The following is a 22,842-nucleotide window of genomic DNA, read 5'->3' as shown; positions in this document are numbered from 1 at the left end:
TATCTTTGCAAAAGGTTGTTTTACTAACAAACTTACTACGAAAAGAATTACACGCACTACACAGAATCGTAAACATAAAACGTTGTTTTTCGCAAACTATTTTTATTTGATACATGGATAGCAATAATAATACCAATTCCATCAAGCTCGATACCATTGAATCGGCGATTGAAGACATTCGAGCAGGGAAAATCATCATTGTGGTCGATGATGAAGACCGTGAAAATGAAGGAGACTTTATTTGTGCGGCCGAAATGACCACGCCTGAAATGGTGAACTTCATGGTAAAAGAAGGCCGAGGGCTCATGTGTGCCCCCCTTACCGTGGAGCGCTGCGAGGAATTGGGCCTCAAAATGATGGTGGGAGATAATACTTCTACGCACGAGACACCGTTTACCGTATCGGTCGATTTGCTGGGGCACGGCTGTACGACGGGAATTTCGGCTTCCGACCGTTCTAAAACCATTCAAGCTTTGGTGGATCCTACCATCCGTCCCGAAGAATTAGGTCGTCCAGGACATATTTTTCCGCTTCGTGCCATGCCTGGCGGCGTACTTCGTCGCACGGGTCATACCGAAGCTGCCATTGATTTTGCGCGTTTGGCAGGATTAAAACCTGCGGGAGTCCTTATTGAGATTTTGAACGAAGACGGTACGATGGCGCGTTTGCCACAGCTGCGCGAATTGGCCGATAAGTTTGATATGAAGTTGGTGTCTATCAAGGATTTGATTGAATACCGTCTTCAGAAAGAAACCCTTATCAAGCGCGAAATCGCCGTTGACATGCCGACCGAATGGGGGCATTTCGACATGATTGCGTTCCGCCAAATCCATACCGAGGAGTTACACTTAGCCCTTATTAAAGGTACGTGGGAAAAAGATGAACCCGTATTGGTGCGCGTTCACTCATCGTGCGTGACGGGCGATATTTTCGGGTCATGCCGTTGCGACTGCGGGCCGCAATTGCACGCGTCGATGGAAATGGTTGAGCGCGCGGGCAAAGGCGTGGTGGTGTATATGAACCAAGAAGGGCGTGGTATTGGACTTATCAACAAACTGAAAGCCTATAAATTGCAAGAAAATGGCTTGGATACGGTTGACGCCAATATTGCCCTTGGGTTTAAAATGGACGAGCGTGATTATGGCGTAGGCGCACAGATTTTGCGCGATTTGGGATTGAGCAAAATCAAACTCATTTCAAACAACCCTAAAAAACGGGTGGGTTTGATGGGTTATGGCCTAGAAATTATTGATTGTGTGCCCATCGAAATGCCTGCAAATCAGTACAATGAAGGATATTTGAAAACAAAGCGCGACAAAATGGGGCACCGCCTTACGCAGTTTGCAGCTGTGAAAGAATAAATGTCTAGGGTAGAATGTCGAGGGGCGAGTGCAGAGTGTCGAATACAAAAATACACTCGACACTCTGCACTCGCCCCTCGACACTGAAAAACACTAAAACACTAAAACAATACGGCTCGAATCACCAATGGGCTCGAAGTCGGATAAATGTTCTCTGCGGGATATGAAGGGTTCACCAAGTTGTTGTAACTTAGGTTATACAACAACATCAGGTTAAATGCCTTGATAAAACGCCCCCCAATCGGAGTGGAGTACGAAGCTCCCACCATGGCCGAATTTATCCAAGTTCGCTTACGTACGCCGCTGGCGTTGTAGTCGCGGTATTGGACGTTAAGCGATTCGTATTCAGCGTTTAAGTTGATACTTTCGTAAACATTAAACATCCCAAACACTCGTCCGCCGTAGTTATCGTAGCTACTTTTAAGGGTAGGAGAATAGCGGAGTTGGGTGTATTGATACGTAAAACCACCCCCTAACGAAAGGCGATTAGTAACCTGATACCCTGCCACGGGCGAAACCCCAATACTGGTTACGGTTCCAAACGACAGTGGCCCAATACTTCCTCCCAAGCGAAGGCGGTCTAAGGGCGAAGGCGGACGCTCTGGATCTTGTTTGCGAGGAGGTGCGTCTAACACTTTGATGGGGCCATCATTATTGGGTCGTACTGGTGGTGGAGGTGCGTCGGGGTTGGCGGTCTGAGCGGCGGCTCCAAATGCCCATAAGGAGGCCACTACCAATCCCAAAAATAATTTTCTCATAGTCTCAAATATAAAAAACGTTCAAAAGAGATTACGTTCAAAGGAACAATTCTGTTTCAAAAACGAAAAAAAAGGAGGGCTATTGCGTGGTAAGCTCTCGGAAGACTTCTTCTAGCGGTTTACCTTCGCTGCGCAAATCGGCAAGGGTGCGATTGGCCACGACTTGCCCCCGATTGATAATGACGGCACGGTCGCAAATGGCTTCCACTTCTTGCATAATGTGCGAGGAAAAAAGAACCGTTTTTTCTTTTCCAACGCTTTTAATGAGTGTCCGAATCTCAAGAATTTGGTTCGGGTCGAGTCCCGTGGTGGCTTCGTCCAAAATCAGAACGGGCGGGTTATGAATCAAGGCTTGGGCCAAACCAACGCGTTGGCGATAGCCTTTGGATAATTGTCCAATTTTTTTGTTTTGTTCAAGCCCTAGTCCACATATTTCTACCATTTCACTCACCCGCTGGCTCAGTTTTTCGCCTTTGAGGCCATACAAAGCCCCCACAAAACGCAAAAACTCTTTGATGTACATATCGGTGTAAAGTGGGTTGTGCTCAGGCAGATAGCCAATCGAGCGGCGTACTTCCATCGACTGCTTCGCTACGTCAAATCCACACACTTCTACGCTTCCGCTGGTGGCGCTGAGGTAGCCCGTCGTGATTTTCATGGTCGTCGATTTTCCCGCGCCGTTAGGCCCTAAAAATCCCATGATTTCGCCAGGCTTTACGTCGAAGCTAATGTCGTTGACGGCTTTTTGTGCGCCGTATAGTTTAGTGAGGTGTTGTATCCGAATGGACATGATTTTTCAGAATTGGGGCGAAAATACAAATTTCTCGTTTAGGGTCTTGTATATTTGCTTGATAGAAAACTACAAAGAGAAGGGATTGTTGTATTGCAATGGCACAATTTTAGCGTATAACAATGTAACGGACTTGCGTTTTATGAGATTGTTTAAACGGACTGGGGTTTTATTATTTTTAGGCGTAATCGCTTGGATGAACACGTGGGCACAAACCCCGACGATTACCACAACGGACGTCAGCGGGGCAGCAGCCTGTGCTGGGGCAACTTTGTCGGTGGCGTTTACACCATCCAATGTCCCTACGCCTGCTAAACGTACTTACACGGTGCAATTGTCAGGAACGGGAGGGACGTTTACGAGTCCTACGGCGTTGGCATCGGGAGCAACCAGCCCGATTGTGGTTACCTTGCCCGCAACAGCTCCTAATGGGGAGTATCGTTTGCGCGTTGTTTCGGATACGACGGGTATCACGTCGGTGCCAACTTCTATTTTTACCATGCTCAGACGCCCCACAGCCACGCTTTCGGGCGATACCACGATTACGTTGGGTGGCACGGCGACCTTGACGGTTGTTTTTACAGGAAATGGCCCTTGGACTTATACATTTACCAATACCAACACAGGCACTACGCTCACAAGTCCGCTTAAAGGGATTGTGCAACCTACTGTGAGTACTACTTATGCCCTTCAGTCGGTTAGCAATGTGTGTGGTGCGGGTACAGTTGCTGGCAGTGCGCGGGTACGCGTTTTACCCATTATTACCCCTACGTTTGCATCTACTTCCGTTTGCGCAGGTTCGACGGGCACGGTGGCTTTTGTCACCACGGGCACGTTTGAATCAACGGCTGCTGTAACCTACACGGCACAGGTATCAGACTCGACGGGGAGTTTCACCAGTCCCGTTGCGATTGGGACAGGCACAGCCAGCCCATTGCAAGTTACTTTTCCAGCTTCGTTGTTAGCAGGCAAAAACTACAAAGTACGCGTTATCGCTAGTGCCTCGGCCACTTCGGTGGGTAGCGGTGTGTTTGCGATACAAGCTTTGCCTACCGCTACCTTGAGTGGCAGTACAACGATTGGGGTAGGAGAAAGCGCAAAACTCACGTTAGACTTTACTGGAGAAGGCCCGTGGACGTACGTTCTATCCAATGACCAGACGGCTACAGTGAATACTACTCCTGCTTTAGTGACGGTCAGTCCTACGACGACGACGACCTATTCTGTTAAATCAGTTCGTAATGCGTGCGGAACAGCCCCCACGCCGACAAGCACTGTTCAGGTAAAAGTCAATCCACGGGTGAGTGCAGCCGACGTGGCCTTGGGTTCGGTTTGCGTCGGAAGTGTCATAAGTTTACCTTTTGTGGTAACGGGAACTTTTGAAGGCGCGGTTACTTATACCGTTCAGCTCTCAGATGCAACGGGTTCGTTTACAGCGCCTCGTGCGCTTGCAACGGGAACGAGCAGCCCAATTTCAACGACGATTCCTGCCAACGTTGCGGCGGGGGCGGCGTATCGTTTACGGGTAGTAGCCAGTGTGACCTCAACATCGGTCAATAGCGCTTCGTTTATAATAAAAGTTAGACCAACGGCGGTATTGTCGGGCGCTGCTTCGGTCAATTTTGGTGAATCAACAACCTTGCCTGTGACATTAACGGGCGATGGTCCTTGGTCGCTTGCATTGTCAGACGGCACCACCACAACTTCGGAAGTAACTCCTGCGCAAGTAACTGTAAAACCCACCCAAACGACGGTATATCAACTAACTTCGGTGCGAAATTCGTGCGGTGAAGGTACTGTTTCGGGAATTGCCTCGGTGACGGTTATTCCGCGCGTAATTACCGAAAACATCACCTCAGGTATTTGTAGTGGTAAAGAATTTGAAGTCAAATTTTCGCTTGGCGGCGGAACCCTCCCTGCCAATACCGTATTTCAGGCGCAGTTGTCGGACAGTTTAGGAAATTTTACCAATGCTGTTATTATCGGGACGGGAAGCCGTAGCCCTATTTTAGCCAATATCCCCGCGATTCCGAACGCCAACGGTTACCGAATTCGGGTCGTAGTGGTAGGAAGCACAACGGTTACGTCGCAGCCGACTTCGCCCTTTCTGCTAGGACGCCGCCCTACGGCCGCACTGAGTGGAGGCGTGGCGACGCCGCTCAAGCCTGGGGATGAACTATTGTTAGTGATTCAGTTTACTGGCGATGCACCTTGGACCTACACAATGTCGGATAATACGATGGGGACAACAAACGAAACCCCCGTTTTGATCACTGTTAAACCCACTTTACCAACGACCTATACCCTCAGCTCGGTGAGTAACTCGTGTGGGACGGGGACGGTATCGGGTAGTGTAACGGCCAATGTGGTGATTACAGGAGTGGAGGAAGAACAAGAAAAAATCATCGTGGGGCCTAATCCATTGTCCGACCGACTGCACCTAACCATCGACATTCCTACGGCGACCGAATGGCAGATAATAGACGTACAAGGGCGCGTGTACCAAAAACGCCAGTGGACAGCGGGCGAATACCGAGACGAAATCAATACCCAAGCTTTGCCAAATGGATTGTATTTTCTTCGAATAAAAGTAAGTGATAAATGGCTTGAACGTAAGCTGTTGAAGCAATAGAAAAAATTAACCCCCTCTGATGCGGAAAACCGTTCAGAAAGGGCTAAAAAAGGTGTTTTTTGTTGATAAACCTTACGCTTGGTGCTCTTTACGGAGCAAATCGTTGACAGTTTTGACGGGGTTGAAGGTAATCAACGGAACCTCCACAAACACCGTATTCCAGTCAGACATTGAGCCGTTCCAAAGTCCTGGGAGTTCTTGGGCTTTCAAGTCTTTCCCGTCTTTTGATTTTTGGGTAATAAAGCCCGTATTGGAGTCGCGATAACTCATCAACTCAAATTTCTTGCCTTTATAACCACGGAGAGAGCACACCAAATCAACGGGGTTGAAGTGCGTTGCGGTATCGAAAAGTGCTTTTTGGGCAGCATCGTCCATGTCAATTTGCGCCGACTCTACGACTTGGAGCGAGGTCGTGCCGTCGGGATTCGCCGCCCAGAAAGGCCCGCCACCAGGCTCGCCGACGTTTTTCACCATTCCGCACAAACGCACAGGGCGGTCGAGTTTCATGGCAAAATAAGCGAGTTTCTCGGTATTTGAAAGCGTCCAGAAATCCTTGGTAGGCTGCGTAAACATCGTCGTTTCGTAAAACTCTGACAGTTCGCTGATTAGGCTATCGCTGTTTTCGCCTGCTTCGATGCGGGCTAAGAAATCAAAAATTTGCTGGCGGTATTTCAACAACAACGCCCCAAGGACTTTTTTGTACGTAAAAGTGGTGTCTTTGAGGCTATCGGGTACTACGTTGTCGATGTTTTTGATGAATACCACATCCCCGTCTTGGTCGTCGAGGTTGGCCAAAAGCGCCCCGTGCCCCGCAGGACGGAACAACAGGCTACCGTCGGCGTTGCGGAAAGGTGTGTTGTCCATGTTCACCGAAATGGTATCGGTAGAGGGTTTTTGCTCCGAAAAACTCACTTCATAAGTGACGCTGTATTTTTCTTCAAAAGCAGGTTTCATGGCTTCAATCAGGGCTTCGAAACGGCTGCGGTGCTCTGGTGAGACAGTAAAGTGTAGGCGAACAACCCCGTTGGCATTGGCGTAGTTGGCGCCTTCTACCAAATGCTCTTCTACGGGCGTACGCGCCCCTTCTTCGTAGTTGTGGAATTTTAACAAACCTTTGGGAAGGTTGCCATAATCTAGCCCTTTGCCACTCAAAATATAGTCGGCAATTTGTTGGTAATTGCCGTCGCCAATGGCCGTTTCAATGTCAACACCGTCGTTGGCCATGGCGGCTTTTAGGTCTTCAAAGAAAGCAAAATCGCGAATCCGCTCGCTAAATTCAGGGATAGACTTGTCGCTTTTTCCGTCGTCTTTGAAAGCAAAAAGCGACTTGAACATCCGCGTGGCAGCGCCCGAAGCTGGGACAAACTTCAACAACGAAACGTTTTTGGCTTGTGCATCAAACTCATCGACAAGAGCAGCACTTTCTTCTTCGCTCACGCGCACAATGCCATCACCTACGGTAGCGGCTTTGAGAACTTTTAAAAAAGGGAAACCCGTTTCAAAATGAGAAATCTGTTGTTGGATGGTTTCAAGCGAAATGCCCTGTTTTTCGATTTGGGCGAGGTCTTTTTCAGTAAACATGGGTTTGAATAAGATTATACTGTTTAAGGTTCGGAGATACAAAATCGTATTATGACTACAAAAACTTGGACTTTGTGCTAAAAATAAGGAAGATTCAGGGATGCAAACTATAAAATATTTGTTAATCCTTCGACCGTTCGATAAAAAAAGCGGTTAGAAATGATTTTCCGTACTAACTTTGTATAAAAAAGCGGCTTTGTATGGCAATCCCACCCGAAAGTTCAAAAAAAATTGTGGTAGTACCCTGCGCTATCTTTGAAAAAGATGGGCATGTTTTTTCGGCCCAGCGCAAGGAAGGGATGTCACTGGCTTTAAAATGGGAGTTTCCTGGCGGAAAAGTGGATGAAGGCGAAACGGAAATTGAGGCACTTCACCGCGAAATTATGGAAGAACTGAGTGTAGAAATTGAAATAGGAGTACGCCTTGAACCTGCCTACAAAGAAGACCCTAACCGCATTATCTGCCTTGTACCTTACGTGTGTCGGATGCTTACCTCGCCCATCGTTTTGACTGAACACCAACAATACAAATGGGTTCGGCTGGAAGAGGTTCACAAACTAGATTGGGCCGAAGCCGACTTAGAAGTCATCGAGACTTTTCTTCATTATTTAGGCGTTAGCAAACTACGTCGCCATAAGACAAAGTTAAAGTGCTGATTGTTAGGTGTTTTTTGCCTGGAGTTTTTGTTGGACAGCTTTGACAAAGTCCACAGTAGTATCTGCTATATCGGCAATTTGTTCAAAAGTCCTGTTTCCTTCTCTAAGCAGAAAAGCGACAAATTTTGATAATTCTTTTTCCTGTCCTTTGATGAAGAAAGGGTCATTTTCGACATCAAAATATTTTGCCATGTTCTTTATCATATCATCAAACTTTAAATTCAAGTTACGAAGTTTTGCAAGAATTCTCAACTGCCTATAGTGTTTTTTTAACGTATTTGCATCAGTTTTAGTTTCTTCGAGCCTTTGGATGATTTTTGAGAGCACATTTGTAGGTTGTTCGTTGCCAAAATCCCCCAAAACAGCTAAAATAATTTCTTCAGGGTTTGTTGAATTGAGAAATCGTAAATAATCGAATTGGGTGATATTGATGAGCTGAAACTGAAAATAATTACCATCCTCTGAAAGTACAGTTCTCATTGTTGGTTCTTTGTTGCCAATGTAAATAACAAATTGCCTAATAGGAAACTTGTATTTCGATTTTAATAAAACCCAGTAATCTGCCATGCGATATACCATTTTTTTATAGTCATCTACTTGGAATTCAAGGTGTAAAATAAACTTTCTGCCGCTTGGGTCTGTAATTATTCTCAAAACGTCTGCTTCTTTTTCCTTGGTTTGTTGCAGCTTTTCTTTGATTACGGTCGATTCTAGAACTTTGAAGCCCAAAACGCTATTCATCAATGCAGGAATGATACTTTCAATATTTTCTTTTACGATTCGGTCATAAATATTACCTTCTCTCTTGTGTTCCATAGTAAGCAAAAAGGGTTGTTTACAGTTTCACAACTTTGCGAACAATCGTTTGCCCCTCTACTACAAAACGTAACAGATAGGCGCCAGGGACGGTGTCTTCGAGTGATATGTCAAGCCCGTGCAATGTTCCTTTTCGGAAGTGTCCTTTGTTGAGGGTTTTTCCTTGCGCATCCAATAATTCCCAATCGCCTGATTTTTGTCCAAAGACCTTAGCTTCTACTTTGACTTTGTTGTGGGTTGGGTTGGGCAATACCCGCAAGTCTTCGTCAGAAACAGGCGCAATGGCCGTGAGAAGAACATTCACGCGCGCATTGCCACCAACGCTTCCGTTTCCACATACGTTTGTCACTGATTTTAGTGTATAGGTGGTTTCTAAGGCTGGTTTTACGCTGATGGTTTGAGCGTTGCTGGAGATAGTGGCCGTGTTATTGTCGGAAAGAACGTACGTCACGGGAAACGTGCCTTGAGCACTTAATTTTAGCTTAGCTTCCCCTCCAAACGCAATTGTCGTGTCGCCACTAAGGGTTGCTTTGGCGCGTTGTTTGAGCGAGAAAACGTCGCTTGGTGTGAGGTTCGCGTTGGCATTTTGGGTCGGTTTGATGCGTAAACGGTAATTTCCACCAATTTCTACATTGGCAGGAATCGTAACTTTAAGGGGACTTTGGCTGCCACTTCCGACAGTGCGAGATGTGGTAAAGTTTCCTTCTTTGTCCGATAATTGAGCTTCAAACCCAATGCCTGTATCAAATCCTCCCGTGACGGTGAAAGGCAAATCAAACACCGATTCATCGCAAAGTATAACTCCCGCAGGCATTTGAGCCGTGATTTTGGGCGTTACCTCCACTCGTGCACTTCCGTTGGTGGTGCCTGTCCCGCAAGCATTGCTTACGGAGGTGACGGTATAAGTGGTGGTTGTAAGCGGCGAAATGGAGATGGTCAATGGGTTGGTGGAAGTGGTCGCAGCGGGGCCGCCCGAAAGCTGGTACGTCCATGGTCCTGAGCCCGAAAATTGGAGCGTAAGTGGGGTGCTTTGCCCTGCCTCAATGGTTGCTGCGCCGCTCAAGGTTGCCGAAGGTTTTTGTTGGATGCTAAAATTGGCCGATACAACTGGAGCAATCCCCGCGACGTTGGCCACAATGCGCAAGCGATAGTTGTCGCCCGAAGGGAGTGTGGTGGGTAAGGTGGCAGAAAATGCTTCGTTACTTTCGGTGGAAAGGGTGACGGGTTGTGAAAAATTGCCTTGATTGTCAGATAATTGCAAGGTGTATTTCCAGCGATTGCGGTCGGTGTTGGTTACCGAAAAAGGAACCGAAAGTGCCGCACCTGCGCAGGCATTGGCCAGAGGTTTATCGAAAGAAAGGGCGGGCTTGTCGCTTACCGAAACTACAAAACGGTCCAACAAACAACCCGCTTCGTCGCGAACGGTAAGGGTGGTGTCGCCCGTTAGGGTAAAGGACAATGTGGGCTGGTTGCTGCCATTAGACCAACTGGTAGCGCCTTTCCACGAAGGGGTGAGCGTCACAACTTCTCCGTGACGCGCTTTGAGTTGCGTCGTTTTATTGACGTTTTTGAAAATCGTAAATTGATCACGAACCACACCGTCGTTACAAAGCCATTCATAGTTAAGGCGGTTGTCTTCGACTTCGATAACGACCGAACCTCCGTTTTGGAAGTTTTTGAAAGGCATTGCGGGGTGGGCTGGCCCATCGAGTCCGTTGTTACGCCCCGAAGAACCTGCGACTACGTAAATAACGCCCTCATCACCTCCGTTTTTGACGTACGCACACGAATTTGGGCTATTGTCGTATTTGCCCGATGAAGTGCTGGTCAAATGAGCGGCTTCGTTGAAAGTCGGGGCAAGTCCTGTGTGACCCCGCGTAGGGCGCGAACGTTCATACAAGTGGCTATGACCGCTCAGTACCAAATCAACTTTGTATCGCTCTAAAATAGGGTTTAGATTTTGTCGAATAAGAACTAATTCCGTTTCGGTATCCGAGTCGTGCGAGTTTTTGGTGTAAGGTGGGTGGTGAAACATCACAATCGTCCACGGAAGGCGATTGGCGGCTAAGTCTTTTTTGAGCCATTCTACCTGTGGGCTGAGCGTATCGTACAATCGGTATTTGTCTTGCTCAATGCCGTAAGAGTCCAAGGCTACTACGTGTACATTGCCGTAATCGAACGAATAATTCATTTCGGAGCCCGACGGAACACCGCCCGACTCGCCGTTTTGGGGTTGGGAGAAGATTTGAAAATAGGCAATCTCACGACGGCTTTGCACGCCCGAATAGTATTCATGGTTGCCAGGAATGGCCCAAATAACGTTGTTTTTGAAGAAATAATCTTGGTAAATATTGAAGAAATTGTTCTGGTATTCTTCGTCGGTACCGATGGCATAGGCATTGTCTCCAAGAAACAAAACAGCGTCGGTTTGGCGGTTGTCGTTTTGAATACGTTTTAAATAAGCATCGCGTACTTCCCGCTGGTTGGGCGAACCGTCTCCTGCATCACCTAAGGCCCAAAACCTCACCTTTTGCTTACTTCCCGTGGGCGGAGCTGTTTTGAAATAATAGGAATCTCCTTCGTAGGTCGTGCCGTTGACTTGGATTCCGTAATAATAGACTGAGTTGGGAGTAAGGCCATTGATGCTTACTTCGTGTTCGGTCGTAGGAACGTCGCGGCTAACGCTTTGCGTTTTTTGGGAAGAAGAACTTCCGTAGGTGAGCTTACTAACCACCGCCACGTCTGTCCGCCACCGCACTACGATGCCCGTTGAAGAACCCATTTGGAGGTAAGGACCTCGTACAATTTTTTGGGCAAAAAGGGCATTGGACGCACAACTGGTCATAAGAAGTGCAAACCAAACAACGACTAAAAAACGGCGTTTACGTAGAAATGAAGCCATGCGAATTGTGATTAATTAAATCGAACCACAAAGTTGCGCAAAAGAACCTATTTTACCTCAATCGTTACGCTTACTTCTTTCTGAGGTTTGCAGTACCACTCGCCTTGGCAACGTAAAAAGTACGTGGTGGTTTCTTGCGGCGAAAAACTGCGTTGATTGCGCGGTGAGTAACTGTACCGTTGCATCAGCGTTTTGGTGCCATTGGCAGTTTGGTAAAACCATTCCAATGGCCCCTGACCATATTCGTTGACGGGGCAGCCCGACAATGATAAGGTGATTTCTTCCCCCTTCGTAATGGTGTATTTTTCGGCAGTGAGCGTGGGAATAGGGACGTTGCAAGTGGCACACTCTTTTTCCCGAACCACTACGTACTGCACATTTTGAGCAAAGTCGGAGGCTTTGAAGAAATAGCGCTGCGACCAACTGCCCGTGGTAGAGTTTTCAAGAATTACCCGATTGCTATCAAACGTTTTGGTCGAAGAAAGGCTCACTTCGGCACATTTGACTTCGTCGAGCAGGTTGGAATAACCTTTCCGAAGGGCCACTTTGTACTCACGTCCTGTGAAAATATTGGTATAGGTGGTGTCTTGAGAAATCAAAATTTCGTACGGATAAGGCCGAAGGGTGTCCACAGGCGGCAAGTTGACGTCAATGTCGTCCCGATACGCTTTGTCGGTAAATCGAATCAAGGCTCGGGCGGCTTTTCGGTCGGTCGTAGTGCCTTTGGGGCCATCCCAAACGATTTTGAATTTACGAGAGAGAACCGTTTTAAACGAAATAGGCCGACGTACCAACTCACAAGGATTGGTCAGACCGCCTCGGTAAAAAATACCAAACACGGCTGTGGCGTAGTACAAACTATCTTGTGGATTAAAAAAGCCACGGTCTTGGTCGGTGACTTCCGAAGTACTGATGGGAGCGCCCGCTTCACATTTGCCCGAAGTTCCCGATGTTCTTCCGTTAAAAAATGGATTTTCGCACCCTATCAGCCCTACCAATCCAATCCATACAATTATTGTCAGCCACTTCTTCATTTCACAAATCGTTTTCGATAGTTTCTCAGACAAATATACGGGGAAATTGCTAAAAACGATTCTGGTAGTTTGAGCAACGTTCATAAAACTGGTATGCTTATTGCTCTGACGCTGAGTATAACTAAGCTTACGTACATGAAAAAATTATACCTAGTTGCGTTGTTGAGCATGTTAGTGGGAGTGCAGTCGTATGCTCAACGTTTTGTAAAAATCGACGAAGACAGTCGCCGTTTTTGGATGAATGTGGGTGTCGGGCCTGGTTTGATGAAAGCGGGTGGTTCTTACGATTTTAGCCCATTTTTTCTCCCGAAAACAGCTCCTACGTGGCAGGTGTTTTTGTCGCCATATTACATGGCATCCAATCGGTTTAACGTTGGCCTAAAATTGGGCGGCTTCTTCCGACCCTCATTTGAGGATGTAGAGTCAAAGAGCATTATTCAGCAAAAATTCACGTCGTTTGGGTTGTTGTACGCCGACTATTATTTGTCGTCACCCTATCGGATTTTGGAGCGACCTTGGAAACCTCGTTTTTACTTGGGACTGGGTGCTGGCGTTTCGTACATTGGTAAACTAGAAGCCAAAGACTTGTTGACCGAAAACCGCTTTACATTCCGTCGCAAAAACCAAGATGCGTTCATCACGGTAGCGCCCAAAATTGGGGTTTCTTTCCGTTATATTAAACTCGAAATTGAGCACACGTTGACAACGCCTTTCAATCCAGATATTACGTCGATTACCATCATCAGCGCGCTACCGTTGGGCAATCCAAGGTACTATTAGAGGAGTGATGAGTTATGACAGATAAGTGATGAGGAGTTGACAGACTATTCTTTACAAATAAAATCCCCGAGTCCTTGTTAAAGGCTCGGGGATTTTTGTTAGTTGAAGTTTCTGTCTCGGGCGGGTTGTGAGCAACCCTTGACACGCATCTTGCTTTTTGCCTCTTGCCTGCTTCGGGCGGGTTATGAGCAACCCTTGACACGCATCTTGCTTTTTGCCTCTTGCCTCCTTTGGACGGGTTGTGAGCAACCCTTTGCACGTTTGGAGCAACCCTTTGCACGTTTGCCCTTTTTGCCTCTTGCACTTTGCCTTCTTCGAGCGGGTTGTGAGCAACCCTTTGCACGGCTAGGGTTTTAGCGCCAAGCGACAATAATGACCTGCTAAACCTGCGAAGCCCGCCACTAATCCTCCCACGAGGGTGACGGCGGCAAAAAGGCTGGCGGCGTTTGGTAATTTGAAAATTTCGGCCACTTTTAGGGGAAATGCTCCTCCGCTGGAGACACTTTGGAACAATGAATACCCTAACCATAAAGTAGAAACTGCGGCAAACGCAATTCCGTACGCTTCTTTGGCATTTTTAGCTTTCCAAAAACAAAGCCCAAAACATACGATGGGCATCAGCCACCAAGGGCCTAAAAATTGAGCAATACCGCTTATGACAAGAATAAGAATATAAAGCATGAGTCGGAGAGTTTAGCGTTGTAATTTGACGGTTGATTTGATGCGAGGGTGTTGTTCGTCTTTCGACTTCAAAAACACTAACTCGTTGAGTTCGCCTTTGGCCCATTTTTCCACCATGTTGTCGTAGTGTGGGCTACCTGGGTTGCCCGACTGCCCCCCTGGGTACAAACCGTAGGCTTTGGGCCACGTTTTGTCGAGCTGCACCACCATTCGCCACGATGGGCCATGACCTGCTTCGGTGGTTGCGTTGACAATGTTAGCCCCCCCTCCGTTGATGATATCCATGCGCGAAAACGACTTGAATAACGGTACAAGGTGCTTGATGTCAGTTCCTTTGGCAGTCCCCCAAACCCACGTTTGTGGATTATATGGCCCGTATTTTACCGTAAGCGAGTCAATGGTAGCTTTGAAAGTGGTTGTAATAATGTCAGCGGCGGTTTCTACCTTGTCGGTCGTTTTTACGTTGTCAAACCACTTCGCATTGGGTTGTTTTTGGAGCATAGCCCACGTACGGTCGCGGGTAGGCTGTGACATGGGCGCTTTTTCGTCTTGCGTTGGAAACTCATCTTCCCAAATCGCCAGCCGCAGTTCTTTTACGAAACGCTCAAAAATGGTAGGCGCAATTTCGTTGGGGTCGTTGCGCAAGTTCCATTTGGCCAACACGCCGTAGGCTGGCAAGGCTTTGGCGCTAGGGTCTTTTTCCAAATACTTGAGTAATTCGGGCAGAATGCGGCGTGCTTCTACGTTGAAATTATCATTTTGGAGGAGACGTAAGCTGTCGGGGGTTGCTTTGGTCATGTTGCCCAAACGCTCATTGATACGAATACCCCGTTCGGCGGGCGCAAATTTCCACCCCAAATAATACGGGTAAGAAGGGTCAGCGGGAAACTGATTGGCCGAACTTACAAAGCCACGGGCAGGATTTTTGACGTAAGGTGTTTGCTCCACGGGAATCCACGCTTTCCACTCGTGCTCAGGGTTAGCGCCATCGAGCGAATATTTTCCTTGCTCTTTCCATTTCAACGGAAAATGCCCCGCTGAGGTAATGGCCACGTCGTTTTGATTGCTGGCAAACACAACATTGAAACCTGGAGCGGCTAAATAGGGTAAAATTTTACGGTAATCGTCGTAATTTTTACCGTGGTTGATGAGGTACAACGCCTTCACTGAATTTCCTGCGGCTACGGGACCTACCCACGTAAGTGCATGACCAACGGGTAAATCGGAGAAGAAAGGTTTTTGTCCTTGGCTATAAAGAATCGGGCCGTGGTGGGTATAAAGAACGGTATCACGGATGATTTCGGGCGAACCTTTTACCTTAAATTCACTGACTCTCGACGTGACAGGGCGCCAGTCGTTGCCGTATTTGTATTCTTTGAACGTATTGTCTTTGAACTGAATTTGGAACAAATCAAACACGTCCGAACCGACGTTGGTCATTCCCCAAGCAATGTCTTTGTTGAACCCAATGCCAATCCCTGGCCAACCGGGCACGCATACGCCATAGACGTTGACCGTGGGTGAAACCAACTGCATTTGGTACCAAATAGAAGGAAGACTTAGCCCTAAGTGGGGGTCGTTGGCGAGCAAAGGCAGCCCAGAGGCTGTACGCGAACCATGAACCGCCCAGTTGTTGGAGCCAATACCAGGGTTTTCAGCTTCAAGGTCGAGATTGGCGGCGATGCTCGCTTTCATAAGTTCGGGTACTTTGGGAACGGCCAGTGGCGTAAAATCCCATTTTGTGCCCGAGGGTACAATCGGCGACTCTTCTACGGGATAGTCAGGAAAGAGGTCGTTCATGGTTTCTTTGCCAAACTTCGCCAAAGCATTGGCCATGCGGTAGTCGTCCGAGCGCGCGTTCATGTCTTTGCGCATCACCATTTCTACCAAGGCTGTTTTAAGCGGCGACCAAGCTTCGGGCGTATAGCCAAGAATTTTATACTCAATGGCCAAATCTTTGTACGAAACCTGTTGAATATAAGCGTTTACCCCCGCCGAATAAGACTCTACAATGAGCTTAGACGTAGGCTCATGGGTAAATGACTCCGCCAATCTCTCGGCTCCTTCGGGTAGTTGGAGACGACGATTATAGCGGTCAAAATCAAGTGCCAAAGGCCCCATTACCTCACTCAAACGCCCTGCCGCTACGCGACTGTAAAAGTCCATTTGCCAAAGACGGTCGCGGGCAATGATGAAACCTTGGGCGAAATACAAATCTTCGTCGTTATCGGCAAAGATGTGCGGCACTCCGTTGTCGTCGTATTTGACCGTAACTTCGCCTTTTAGCCCTTGAAGTTTAATGTCGGCTGGGGGTTGTTTATCGGGCGACTCGGCATTTTGCCAAAAACCCGTAAACGGACTAAAAAAAGGTCCCAAAGCAGGAGCAGGCCCAAGCGGGCGGCTAAAAATGTACGTCAATCCACCAGCTACCAGCAGACTCAACAACGCACGAATGTATTTCATTGGGGAATGTTAAAAGGGTTTGGTTTTGGTATTTTGTTGATAAAAAAATGAATTAATTGGGGTGCAATTTAGTGTTTTTTATCAAATGTTGGCCAGTCGAGTGGCGCACGATCTTCGGCTTCTCCCAATAAATAACCAAAAGGTTTGAGGGCTTCGACCGAATCAAAAATAACTTTCACAATGGCCGTAACGGGAAGGGCCAAAATCAAGCCTGAAACGCCCCAAAGTTGTCCCCCAAAAATCAAGACAATCATGGATGCAAGCGGGTTGACACTCACTTTAGAACCGACGATGTAAGGCGTAATGAAATTTCCTTCTAGTATTTGAATCACCCCAAAAACGGCCAATACTCCCAGCGAATACATGGGCGAATCGAGCGCAACCAAGGCCATTAAAGCGGGTAAAATAGAGCCTATCAACAAACCGATGTAAGGGATAAGCAACAAGCAAGACGCAAAAAAACCAAAGAAAACCGCGTGCGGGACGCCAAGCAGCAGCAAACCTGCGGAATTGAGCACTCCCACAATCAGAATCACCGAAACCAGTCCTACGAGGTAGCCTTGTACAACCTCATAAATCCGCCGAATGGCTTGATCGACGCGGCGTTTGTGGCGGCTATCAAACAATTTGTAAAAAAACTGACGGAAGAAATCGCGGTAAAGCAAAAAGAAAAATACAAACAAAGGAACAAGCGTAGCTGAAGCCAGCGTACCTGTGGTGGTAGCAACGGCCCCCGTCAGGACCGATGCACTATTTTTGAGGGCTTCGGTGAGGTACTTGCGGCCTTCGGTAATTTGTTTACGGCGGCTCATGCCAAAATTATCACTTAAAAAATCTTGTCCTTGGTCAATCCAATAATTGGCTTTTTTCTCCAAACGAGGAAGCTCTTCTCCAAAACTGATGATTTGAATGGAAGCCAAGTAAATCAATCCTACCAAAACCGCAAAAAAGATGATTTGGGCAATGGTAATGGCCAACAAACGAGGGAAACGCCAACGTTCTAAAAAAGCACAAATGGGGTACAGTAGCACCGAAAATAACACCGAAAAGGTGAGGGGTACGATGGTTTCGCGGAGAACGTACAAGATATAAACGATAATTACCGAGGAAAGAAGCCACCCCGCGAGTCGAAGGGAAAAAGGAAATGATTTTTGCATGGTCAGACTGAACCTTTTAGGGTAATTTTAAGATTTTTGGAGAGGATTTGGGTCGAAACGGTAAATTCACCCAAATCTACGTATTTTCAAGGGGAAAAGGCAAACTCCCGTGCCAAGGGTTGCTCACAACCCGCTCGAAGAAGGCAAGAGGCAAAAAGCAAATGGCAAACGTGCGCTCGTGCTAAGGGTTGCTCCCAACCCGCCCGAAGAAGGCGAGAGGCAAAAAGCAAAGGGCAAACGTGCGCTCGTGCTAAGGGTTGCTCACAACCCGCCCGAGGAAGGCAAGAGGCAAAAAGCAAAGGGCAAACGTGCGCTCGTGCTAAGGGTTGCTCACAACCCGCTCGAAGAAGGCAAGAGGCAAAAAGCAAAGGGTAAACGTGCGCTCGTGCTAAGGGTTGCTCCCAACCCGCTCGAAGAAGGCAAGAGGCAAAAAGCAAAGGGCAAACGTGCGCTCGTGCCAAGGGTTGCTCACAACCCGCCCGAAGAAGGCAAGAGGCAAAAAGCAAAGGGCAAACGTGCGCTCTTGCTAAGGGTTGCTCACAACCCGCTCGAAGAAAGCAAAAAGCAAATGGCAAATGTGCGCTCGTGCTAAGGGTTGCTCACAACCCGCCCGAAGAAGAACAAAGACCCGAAACTCCAAACAGGAAACTGTAAACCGAAAAAGAGAAAATGTTTCAAAAACTATTTTGGCTGGCATTTACGTTGCGCGTGGCGATGTGCGACTGTCACCACGAAAGACGAAAAGAAGGCTTCAAACGGGCAAACTCCCGTTATAAAGTAACGCAAGTAGGGCAATTGCCGCCAGAGATTCACGAAACTTCGGGGCTGGTGTTGGGGGAAAAAGAAGGGACATTTTGGACGCACAACGACGGTGGCAACACCGCCGAAATTTATGAAGTTGACCCAAAAGGAACGTTACTCCGCACGCTTCCGCTGTCACCTTTGGTCAATAAAGACTGGGAAGACATCGCCAAAGACGACCGAGGCAACCTCTACCTCGCCGACGTGGGCAATAACGCCAACAATCGCCGCGATTTGGTCATTTATAAATTTCACCCGCTCACACCCGAGCGCGTAGAGAGTATTCGGGTTAGGTACGCCGACCAACGCGCGTATCCACCCGCCGCCGACTCGCTCAATTTTGATTGTGAAGCGGTGGTTTGGCGCCAAAACAAGCTCTATTTGTTTTCCAAAAATCGCAGTAAAACCGACCGAATGGTGAAAATGTATGCCGTGCCCGACGCAGCAGGCAGCTACGAGACCAGCCCCCAAGACAGCGTGTATAGCCACGCGATGGTAACAGGAGCCGATGTGAGTCCCGACGGGAAAACGCTGGCATTGCTCACCTACGGGAAAGTGCTGCTTTTTGACATTGCCCAAGGCATGAATTTAGAACACCCGACGCATTGCCTAAAAATAGCCCGTGCTCAGACCGAAGCCATCGTTTTTGTCAACAACACCGATTTTGTAGTTTCCAACGAACGAAAGGGACAACTGTGGAAAGTGACGAAAAAATAGTCCCTTTTGTCATTCCGTAGGAATCTAAAACGTGGTAGAAGATTCCTACGGAATGACAAAAAGCGTAAATATTACCTCAGATAGCGCGAACGTCTCGTTCGTGATCTTCATTATTAGGCTTCTAGCCTTTTCAATTATTGACTAAAACTCAAAGGCTGGAAGCCTTTGAATAGTCATCACGAGTGAGACACTCGCGCTATCGGACTTTGTCATTACGATTTAGAATCCGTTGGGAGCTGAATCGTTGGAGTTTCGCCCGATTCTTTGCCTTTTAAGTAATCAGGAAGATTCAAACCTGCCATGTTGAAAAGGTCATTGAGGGGAGGAACCGATTTCATCATGCCAGAGATAAAATTGGCGGTAGATGAGTTCTCACCGTTGCTTCCGCCATTGTCCCAAACCGTCACTTTGTCGATTTTGATATTTTTCACGGCTTCTACTTGAATTTGTATCAATTCAGGAAGTTTTTCAATCAACAACAACTGGAAGGCTTTCGACGGGTCGCCACCTGCGGCTTGCACTACTTCTTTGTACCCTTCGGCCTGTTTGGTCAGGATTTCGTACAACCCTTTTGCTTCGGCCTCCATTTTGGCATAAATCGCGTCGGCTTCCCCTTTGGCTTTTTCGCGGATGCGTTCGGCTTCGGCCTGAGCTTCGATAATGGCGCGTTGTTTGGCGATTTCGGCAGGGACAATCGTGTTGGCCAACTGCGACGAACGTTCGCGTTCGGCACGGGCGGTCTCTGCTTTTTGTTCAGCCAGATACGATTCCTCCAAAGCCATTGCTTGTTGTACTTTTTCGGCGGCGTTGGCACGACGGTTGGCTTCCGCTTCGCGCTCACGGCGGAGGGCTTCGGAGTTGGCGATGGTGATTCGAGCTTCGTTTTCACCCCGAACGGCGATGGAGTTGGCCTCCGAAATTTTAATACGCGTGTCTTTTTCGGCTTCGGCTTTTCCGATGGCTTCGTCGCGGAGGGTGGCCGCAATGACCACTTCTTTGTCCTTTTTGGTTTGCGCAATTTGAATATCGCGTTCGCGCTGGGTTTCAGCAATGCGGGTGTCGCGGTCGCGGTCGGCGAGGGCTTTTCCGATTTCCCCCACTTTTTCTTGTTCGGCTACGCTGATTTTGGCTTCGTTGATGGCCTTCGCAGCGGCTTCTTTACCAAGGGCTTCGATGTACCCCGACTCATCGCGCAAGTCGGTAACGTTGACGTTAATCAATTTTAAGCCTATTTTTTTCAACTCAGCTTCTACGTTTTGGGTAATATTGGTCAAAAACTTGTCGCGGTCTGAGTTGATTTCCTCGATGGTCATGGTGGCAATCACCAAACGAAGTTGTCCAAACAAAATATCCTTGGCCAATTCCTGAATGTCCTGCATCGAAAGCCCCAAAAGGCGTTCGGCGGCGTTGTTCATGCTGTCGGTTTCGGTAGAGATGGCTACTGTAAAACGGCAAGGAACGTCGATGCGGATATTTTGACGGCTGAGGGCATTGGTCAAATTGGCTTCAATGGAAATGGGTTTTAAGTCCAAAAAGGCGTAATCCTGAATCACGGGCCACACAAAAGCACCCCCGCCGTGGATACAGCGCGCCGACGACGTGCCGCCGTCTTTATTGGTTCCCGTCCGTCCGTAGATGACAAGAATTTTGTCAGAAGGACAGCGCTTGTAACGTGCCAAAAGGGCGGTAATGGTAGCGAAAATAACGACCGCAATCACCGCGATGGTAATCAATGGAGTCATGGTTGTAAAGAGATTTAGTTAAAAAATGAATGAAAATAGTTTAGCAAAAAAAGAGAATTAGCACAGCTCCACCACCAAGGTGTCATTGGGCAAAGTAGCAGTCACTTTAACAACCGCCCCCGTAGGAATAGGCGCTGCTTGGTGGGTGACAGCATTGAGCTCGCGAAGCGTATTTTGAACGCTCACGTGCACTTTGCCATGTCCGTTTTGCTGGGCAGGGATGGTCAGATAGACTTCGGCGGTTTTACCGATGGCATTTTCGAGCCGCATCACGTTGTTTTGGTTGAGCTTTTGCAACTGTTTGATAATAAAGAAAAATACCCCAATCAACGCCAATCCCGCCAATGTAGCAACAATGACGAGGGCTAACTGATTGGAAATGAGTTCGTAGAAACCAAGCCCCGTCCAGCCAAACCCTAACAAAAAATGAATCAGGTTTCGGAACGAAAACAATTGAAACGGTCCATCGGTGTGCGACACATCGCCGTCGAAGTCGGCATCGAGGCCATCGGAGGCATCGCTTCCCGCAAACGTCATAACGGTTTGAATCAGGAAAATGAACGACGCAGGCAGCGTAATGTACCACAACCCTTTTACAAAAGGGTCGGCATTCTGAAGGAATTCCATAGCAGGTAGCGTTAAGAGGTTAAGAATCACTTAAAAATAACGGTACAAAGGTAGATTACCAGCGATTGTTGGAAGAAATGATTTTAAGGTCGCGCCTTGGAATCACGTGACGGCGCCTTGTAAGTGCGTGATGAGCGGTAGGGGGCACAGTAAATATTCCCATCACGCTCCTTATGGTTTTGACTTAGTAAACCAGCCCTCTCATGGAAATTTTGCAAACCCTTTACAAAGAAATTTTAGGCTTTTTAGGCGTAAACGGCATTATCAACATCATTAGCAGTGGAGATTACAGTGCGTTTAGCACCTTAGACGGCATCCTTACGGCCTTGAGGCCAATGATTCCGTTGTTGTTGGTGTTTGAGTTTGGGTTAGGCATTGCCCAGAAAAACCCGCAGACCAAGGTCTATCGTACCAACTTTATCATCTATGTTTTCAATCGTTTTATTTCACGCTATATCTCTTTGGGCGTAACGGGCTGGATGATTGCCACTCTACAGCCGTATGCCCCTTTCAACGCCACACTCACCTGGTATTGGCTCCTCTACGGCTACGTAGTGTGGGAGTTTGCCCATTTTATCTACCACTTTTTTGGGCATAAAGTACGCCTGTTTTGGTGTTTGCACGCCACGCACCACACGCCCGAAGACATGAACTTATCGGTTGCCCACGCGCACTTTTTTCTCGAAGCTCCCTACGCCGATGCCATTCGGACTTCTATTTGTATTTTGGCGGGCTTAGACCCTAAGTTGCTCTTTTTCATTATGTTTATTGACGGTACGTATGGCACGTTTATTCACGTAGGAGAGAACCTGTTCAAAGATGGTACATTGGGACTGCAAAAAGTACGTTTCTTTGGCAAATACATCCTTACCCCTTCTGACCATCGGGTGCACCACGCCCGCAATCCGCTGTACATGGATACCAACTTTTGCAATTTCATTAATATTTGGGACAGGGTATTTGGCACGTACCAAGTAGAGCGAAAAGACATCCCTATCGAGTACGGTATCACGCGCAAGATAGACTCAGGCAATTTTATGGAAACCTACTTTGGTGAAGTGTGGGAACTCCTGAAAGACATGGCAAGTGCGCCCAGCCTCAAAGCCTTTTTACTCTATCCCATCATGCCTCCAGGCTGGAGCCCCGACGGCAACCACCGCACTGCTACGGTCGTGCGGCAGGAGTATTTGGAAGGTAAGGACGCGCTGGTAGGTACAAAGGGGTAGTGGGTTTGTGGGAGGAAACCTCCTGCTCGGAGAAGGAAGTTTTTAACCTCTTCTTTATCAGGACTTTGTTCGATTTTATAGGTAAATTGTAGCTTTTTTTGTTTGATTTAATAGGTAA

At 47.7% G+C, this 22,842-nt stretch carries 18 protein-coding genes; 7 read left to right on the top strand and 11 right to left on the bottom strand.

The window, feature by feature from the left end; all coding sequences use genetic code 11:
• Window positions 1-113: 113 nt before the first annotated feature.
• On the top strand, window positions 114-1,361 hold the full coding sequence (locus FHS57_RS14430) for a bifunctional 3,4-dihydroxy-2-butanone-4-phosphate synthase/GTP cyclohydrolase II (protein WP_183974741.1): 1,248 nt from the start codon (window positions 114-116) through the stop codon (window positions 1,359-1,361).
• Between the two features lie 101 nt (window positions 1,362-1,462).
• Here the strand turns inward: FHS57_RS14430 and FHS57_RS14425 are convergent, their stop codons facing one another.
• Window positions 1,463-2,119, bottom strand: a complete 657-nt coding sequence (locus FHS57_RS14425; RefSeq protein ID WP_183974739.1) for a hypothetical protein — start codon at window positions 2,117-2,119, stop codon at window positions 1,463-1,465.
• A gap of 79 nt (window positions 2,120-2,198) precedes the next feature.
• The gene (locus FHS57_RS14420; protein ID WP_183974738.1) at window positions 2,199-2,909 is read right to left on the bottom strand and encodes an ATP-binding cassette domain-containing protein; all 711 of its coding nucleotides are present in this window, start codon (window positions 2,907-2,909) and stop codon (window positions 2,199-2,201) included.
• A 142-nt stretch (window positions 2,910-3,051) separates the two neighbouring features.
• Here FHS57_RS14420 and FHS57_RS14415 point away from each other — a divergent pair, with 142 nt between their 5' ends.
• Window positions 3,052-5,541: a T9SS type A sorting domain-containing protein gene (locus tag FHS57_RS14415; RefSeq protein WP_183974736.1), complete on the top strand. Its 2,490-nt coding sequence runs from the start codon at window positions 3,052-3,054 to the stop codon at window positions 5,539-5,541.
• A gap of 72 nt (window positions 5,542-5,613) precedes the next feature.
• On the opposite strand, the gene FHS57_RS14410 is transcribed toward FHS57_RS14415, so the two are convergent.
• Window positions 5,614-7,122, bottom strand: coding sequence for a DUF4301 family protein (locus FHS57_RS14410; protein ID WP_183974734.1), 1,509 nt, complete (start codon window positions 7,120-7,122; stop codon window positions 5,614-5,616).
• Window positions 7,123-7,322: 200 nt separating this feature from the next.
• Between FHS57_RS14410 and FHS57_RS14405 the strand changes: the two genes are divergently transcribed.
• The gene (locus tag FHS57_RS14405) at window positions 7,323-7,778 is read left to right on the top strand and encodes a (deoxy)nucleoside triphosphate pyrophosphohydrolase (RefSeq protein ID WP_183974732.1); all 456 of its coding nucleotides are present in this window, start codon (window positions 7,323-7,325) and stop codon (window positions 7,776-7,778) included.
• Window positions 7,779-7,781: 3 nt separating this feature from the next.
• Here FHS57_RS14405 and FHS57_RS14400 read toward each other — a convergent pair whose 3' ends face one another.
• The 3 genes from FHS57_RS14400 to FHS57_RS14390 are packed head-to-tail and all read right to left on the bottom strand — an operon-like array spanning window position 7,782 to window position 12,530.
• Window positions 7,782-8,594 carry an RpnC/YadD family protein gene (locus tag FHS57_RS14400; protein ID WP_183974730.1) on the bottom strand — a complete coding sequence of 271 codons (813 nt, stop codon included), beginning with the start codon at window positions 8,592-8,594 and terminating at the stop codon, window positions 7,782-7,784.
• Between the two features lie 19 nt (window positions 8,595-8,613).
• The gene (locus FHS57_RS14395; RefSeq protein ID WP_183974728.1) at window positions 8,614-11,496 is read right to left on the bottom strand and encodes a metallophosphoesterase; all 2,883 of its coding nucleotides are present in this window, start codon (window positions 11,494-11,496) and stop codon (window positions 8,614-8,616) included.
• Window positions 11,497-11,543: 47 nt separating this feature from the next.
• Complete coding sequence (locus FHS57_RS14390) at window positions 11,544-12,530, bottom strand: hypothetical protein (RefSeq protein WP_183974726.1); 987 nt, start codon at window positions 12,528-12,530, stop codon at window positions 11,544-11,546.
• Window positions 12,531-12,665: 135 nt separating this feature from the next.
• Here FHS57_RS14390 and FHS57_RS14385 point away from each other — a divergent pair, with 135 nt between their 5' ends.
• Window positions 12,666-13,310: a hypothetical protein gene (locus FHS57_RS14385; protein ID WP_183974724.1), complete on the top strand. Its 645-nt coding sequence runs from the start codon at window positions 12,666-12,668 to the stop codon at window positions 13,308-13,310.
• Window positions 13,311-13,655: 345 nt separating this feature from the next.
• Here the strand turns inward: FHS57_RS14385 and FHS57_RS14380 are convergent, their stop codons facing one another.
• The 3 genes from FHS57_RS14380 to FHS57_RS14370 all read right to left on the bottom strand — a co-directional run bounded on the left by FHS57_RS14380 (window position 13,656) and on the right by FHS57_RS14370 (window position 17,611).
• Complete coding sequence (locus tag FHS57_RS14380) at window positions 13,656-13,991, bottom strand: hypothetical protein (RefSeq protein WP_183974722.1); 336 nt, start codon at window positions 13,989-13,991, stop codon at window positions 13,656-13,658.
• A gap of 12 nt (window positions 13,992-14,003) precedes the next feature.
• Window positions 14,004-16,454, bottom strand: coding sequence for a penicillin acylase family protein (locus FHS57_RS14375; protein ID WP_183974720.1), 2,451 nt, complete (start codon window positions 16,452-16,454; stop codon window positions 14,004-14,006).
• A gap of 68 nt (window positions 16,455-16,522) precedes the next feature.
• A complete protein-coding gene (locus tag FHS57_RS14370) occupies window positions 16,523-17,611 on the bottom strand; it encodes an AI-2E family transporter (RefSeq protein ID WP_183974719.1) in 1,089 nt (362 codons plus the stop codon).
• A 109-nt stretch (window positions 17,612-17,720) separates the two neighbouring features.
• On the opposite strand from FHS57_RS14370, the gene FHS57_RS14365 reads away from it, so the two are divergent.
• Window positions 17,721-18,203: a hypothetical protein gene (locus FHS57_RS14365; protein WP_183974718.1), complete on the top strand. Its 483-nt coding sequence runs from the start codon at window positions 17,721-17,723 to the stop codon at window positions 18,201-18,203.
• 77 nt (window positions 18,204-18,280) lie between these two features.
• Complete coding sequence (locus tag FHS57_RS14360; protein ID WP_183974717.1) at window positions 18,281-19,129, top strand: SdiA-regulated/phytase-like domain-containing protein; 849 nt, start codon at window positions 18,281-18,283, stop codon at window positions 19,127-19,129.
• A gap of 212 nt (window positions 19,130-19,341) precedes the next feature.
• Here FHS57_RS14360 and FHS57_RS14355 read toward each other — a convergent pair whose 3' ends face one another.
• Together FHS57_RS14355 and FHS57_RS14350 are read right to left on the bottom strand one after the other, a co-directional pair.
• Window positions 19,342-20,871, bottom strand: a complete 1,530-nt coding sequence (locus FHS57_RS14355) for a flotillin family protein (RefSeq protein ID WP_183974716.1) — start codon at window positions 20,869-20,871, stop codon at window positions 19,342-19,344.
• A gap of 57 nt (window positions 20,872-20,928) precedes the next feature.
• Window positions 20,929-21,498 (bottom strand): serine protease, encoded by a 570-nt coding sequence (locus tag FHS57_RS14350; protein ID WP_183974715.1) that lies wholly within the window; start codon window positions 21,496-21,498, stop codon window positions 20,929-20,931.
• A 203-nt stretch (window positions 21,499-21,701) separates the two neighbouring features.
• Here FHS57_RS14350 and FHS57_RS14345 point away from each other — a divergent pair, with 203 nt between their 5' ends.
• Window positions 21,702-22,724, top strand: coding sequence for a sterol desaturase family protein (locus tag FHS57_RS14345; RefSeq protein WP_183974714.1), 1,023 nt, complete (start codon window positions 21,702-21,704; stop codon window positions 22,722-22,724).
• Window positions 22,725-22,842: the final 118 nt, after the last annotated feature.

This window comes from Runella defluvii (assembly GCF_014195535.1).
Taxonomy (GTDB): domain Bacteria; phylum Bacteroidota; class Bacteroidia; order Cytophagales; family Spirosomataceae; genus Runella; species Runella defluvii.
Note: the sequence above shows the minus strand (reverse complement) of the source record. Positions and strands in the feature narration are given on the sequence as shown.

Coding starts and splice junctions, on each gene's coding strand:
- FHS57_RS14430 (WP_183974741.1), top strand. CDS start 114: ATGGATAGCAATAATAATACCAATTCCATCAAGCTCGATACCATTGAA.
- FHS57_RS14425 (WP_183974739.1), bottom strand. CDS start 2,119: ATGAGAAAATTATTTTTGGGATTGGTAGTGGCCTCCTTATGGGCATTT.
- FHS57_RS14420 (WP_183974738.1), bottom strand. CDS start 2,909: ATGTCCATTCGGATACAACACCTCACTAAACTATACGGCGCACAAAAA.
- FHS57_RS14415 (WP_183974736.1), top strand. CDS start 3,052: ATGAGATTGTTTAAACGGACTGGGGTTTTATTATTTTTAGGCGTAATC.
- FHS57_RS14410 (WP_183974734.1), bottom strand. CDS start 7,122: ATGTTTACTGAAAAAGACCTCGCCCAAATCGAAAAACAGGGCATTTCG.
- FHS57_RS14405 (WP_183974732.1), top strand. CDS start 7,323: ATGGCAATCCCACCCGAAAGTTCAAAAAAAATTGTGGTAGTACCCTGC.
- FHS57_RS14400 (WP_183974730.1), bottom strand. CDS start 8,594: ATGGAACACAAGAGAGAAGGTAATATTTATGACCGAATCGTAAAAGAA.
- FHS57_RS14395 (WP_183974728.1), bottom strand. CDS start 11,496: ATGGCTTCATTTCTACGTAAACGCCGTTTTTTAGTCGTTGTTTGGTTT.
- FHS57_RS14390 (WP_183974726.1), bottom strand. CDS start 12,530: ATGAAGAAGTGGCTGACAATAATTGTATGGATTGGATTGGTAGGGCTG.
- FHS57_RS14385 (WP_183974724.1), top strand. CDS start 12,666: ATGAAAAAATTATACCTAGTTGCGTTGTTGAGCATGTTAGTGGGAGTG.
- FHS57_RS14380 (WP_183974722.1), bottom strand. CDS start 13,991: ATGCTTTATATTCTTATTCTTGTCATAAGCGGTATTGCTCAATTTTTA.
- FHS57_RS14375 (WP_183974720.1), bottom strand. CDS start 16,454: ATGAAATACATTCGTGCGTTGTTGAGTCTGCTGGTAGCTGGTGGATTG.
- FHS57_RS14370 (WP_183974719.1), bottom strand. CDS start 17,611: ATGCAAAAATCATTTCCTTTTTCCCTTCGACTCGCGGGGTGGCTTCTT.
- FHS57_RS14360 (WP_183974717.1), top strand. CDS start 18,281: ATGTTTCAAAAACTATTTTGGCTGGCATTTACGTTGCGCGTGGCGATG.
- FHS57_RS14355 (WP_183974716.1), bottom strand. CDS start 20,871: ATGACTCCATTGATTACCATCGCGGTGATTGCGGTCGTTATTTTCGCT.
- FHS57_RS14350 (WP_183974715.1), bottom strand. CDS start 21,498: ATGGAATTCCTTCAGAATGCCGACCCTTTTGTAAAAGGGTTGTGGTAC.
- FHS57_RS14345 (WP_183974714.1), top strand. CDS start 21,702: ATGGAAATTTTGCAAACCCTTTACAAAGAAATTTTAGGCTTTTTAGGC.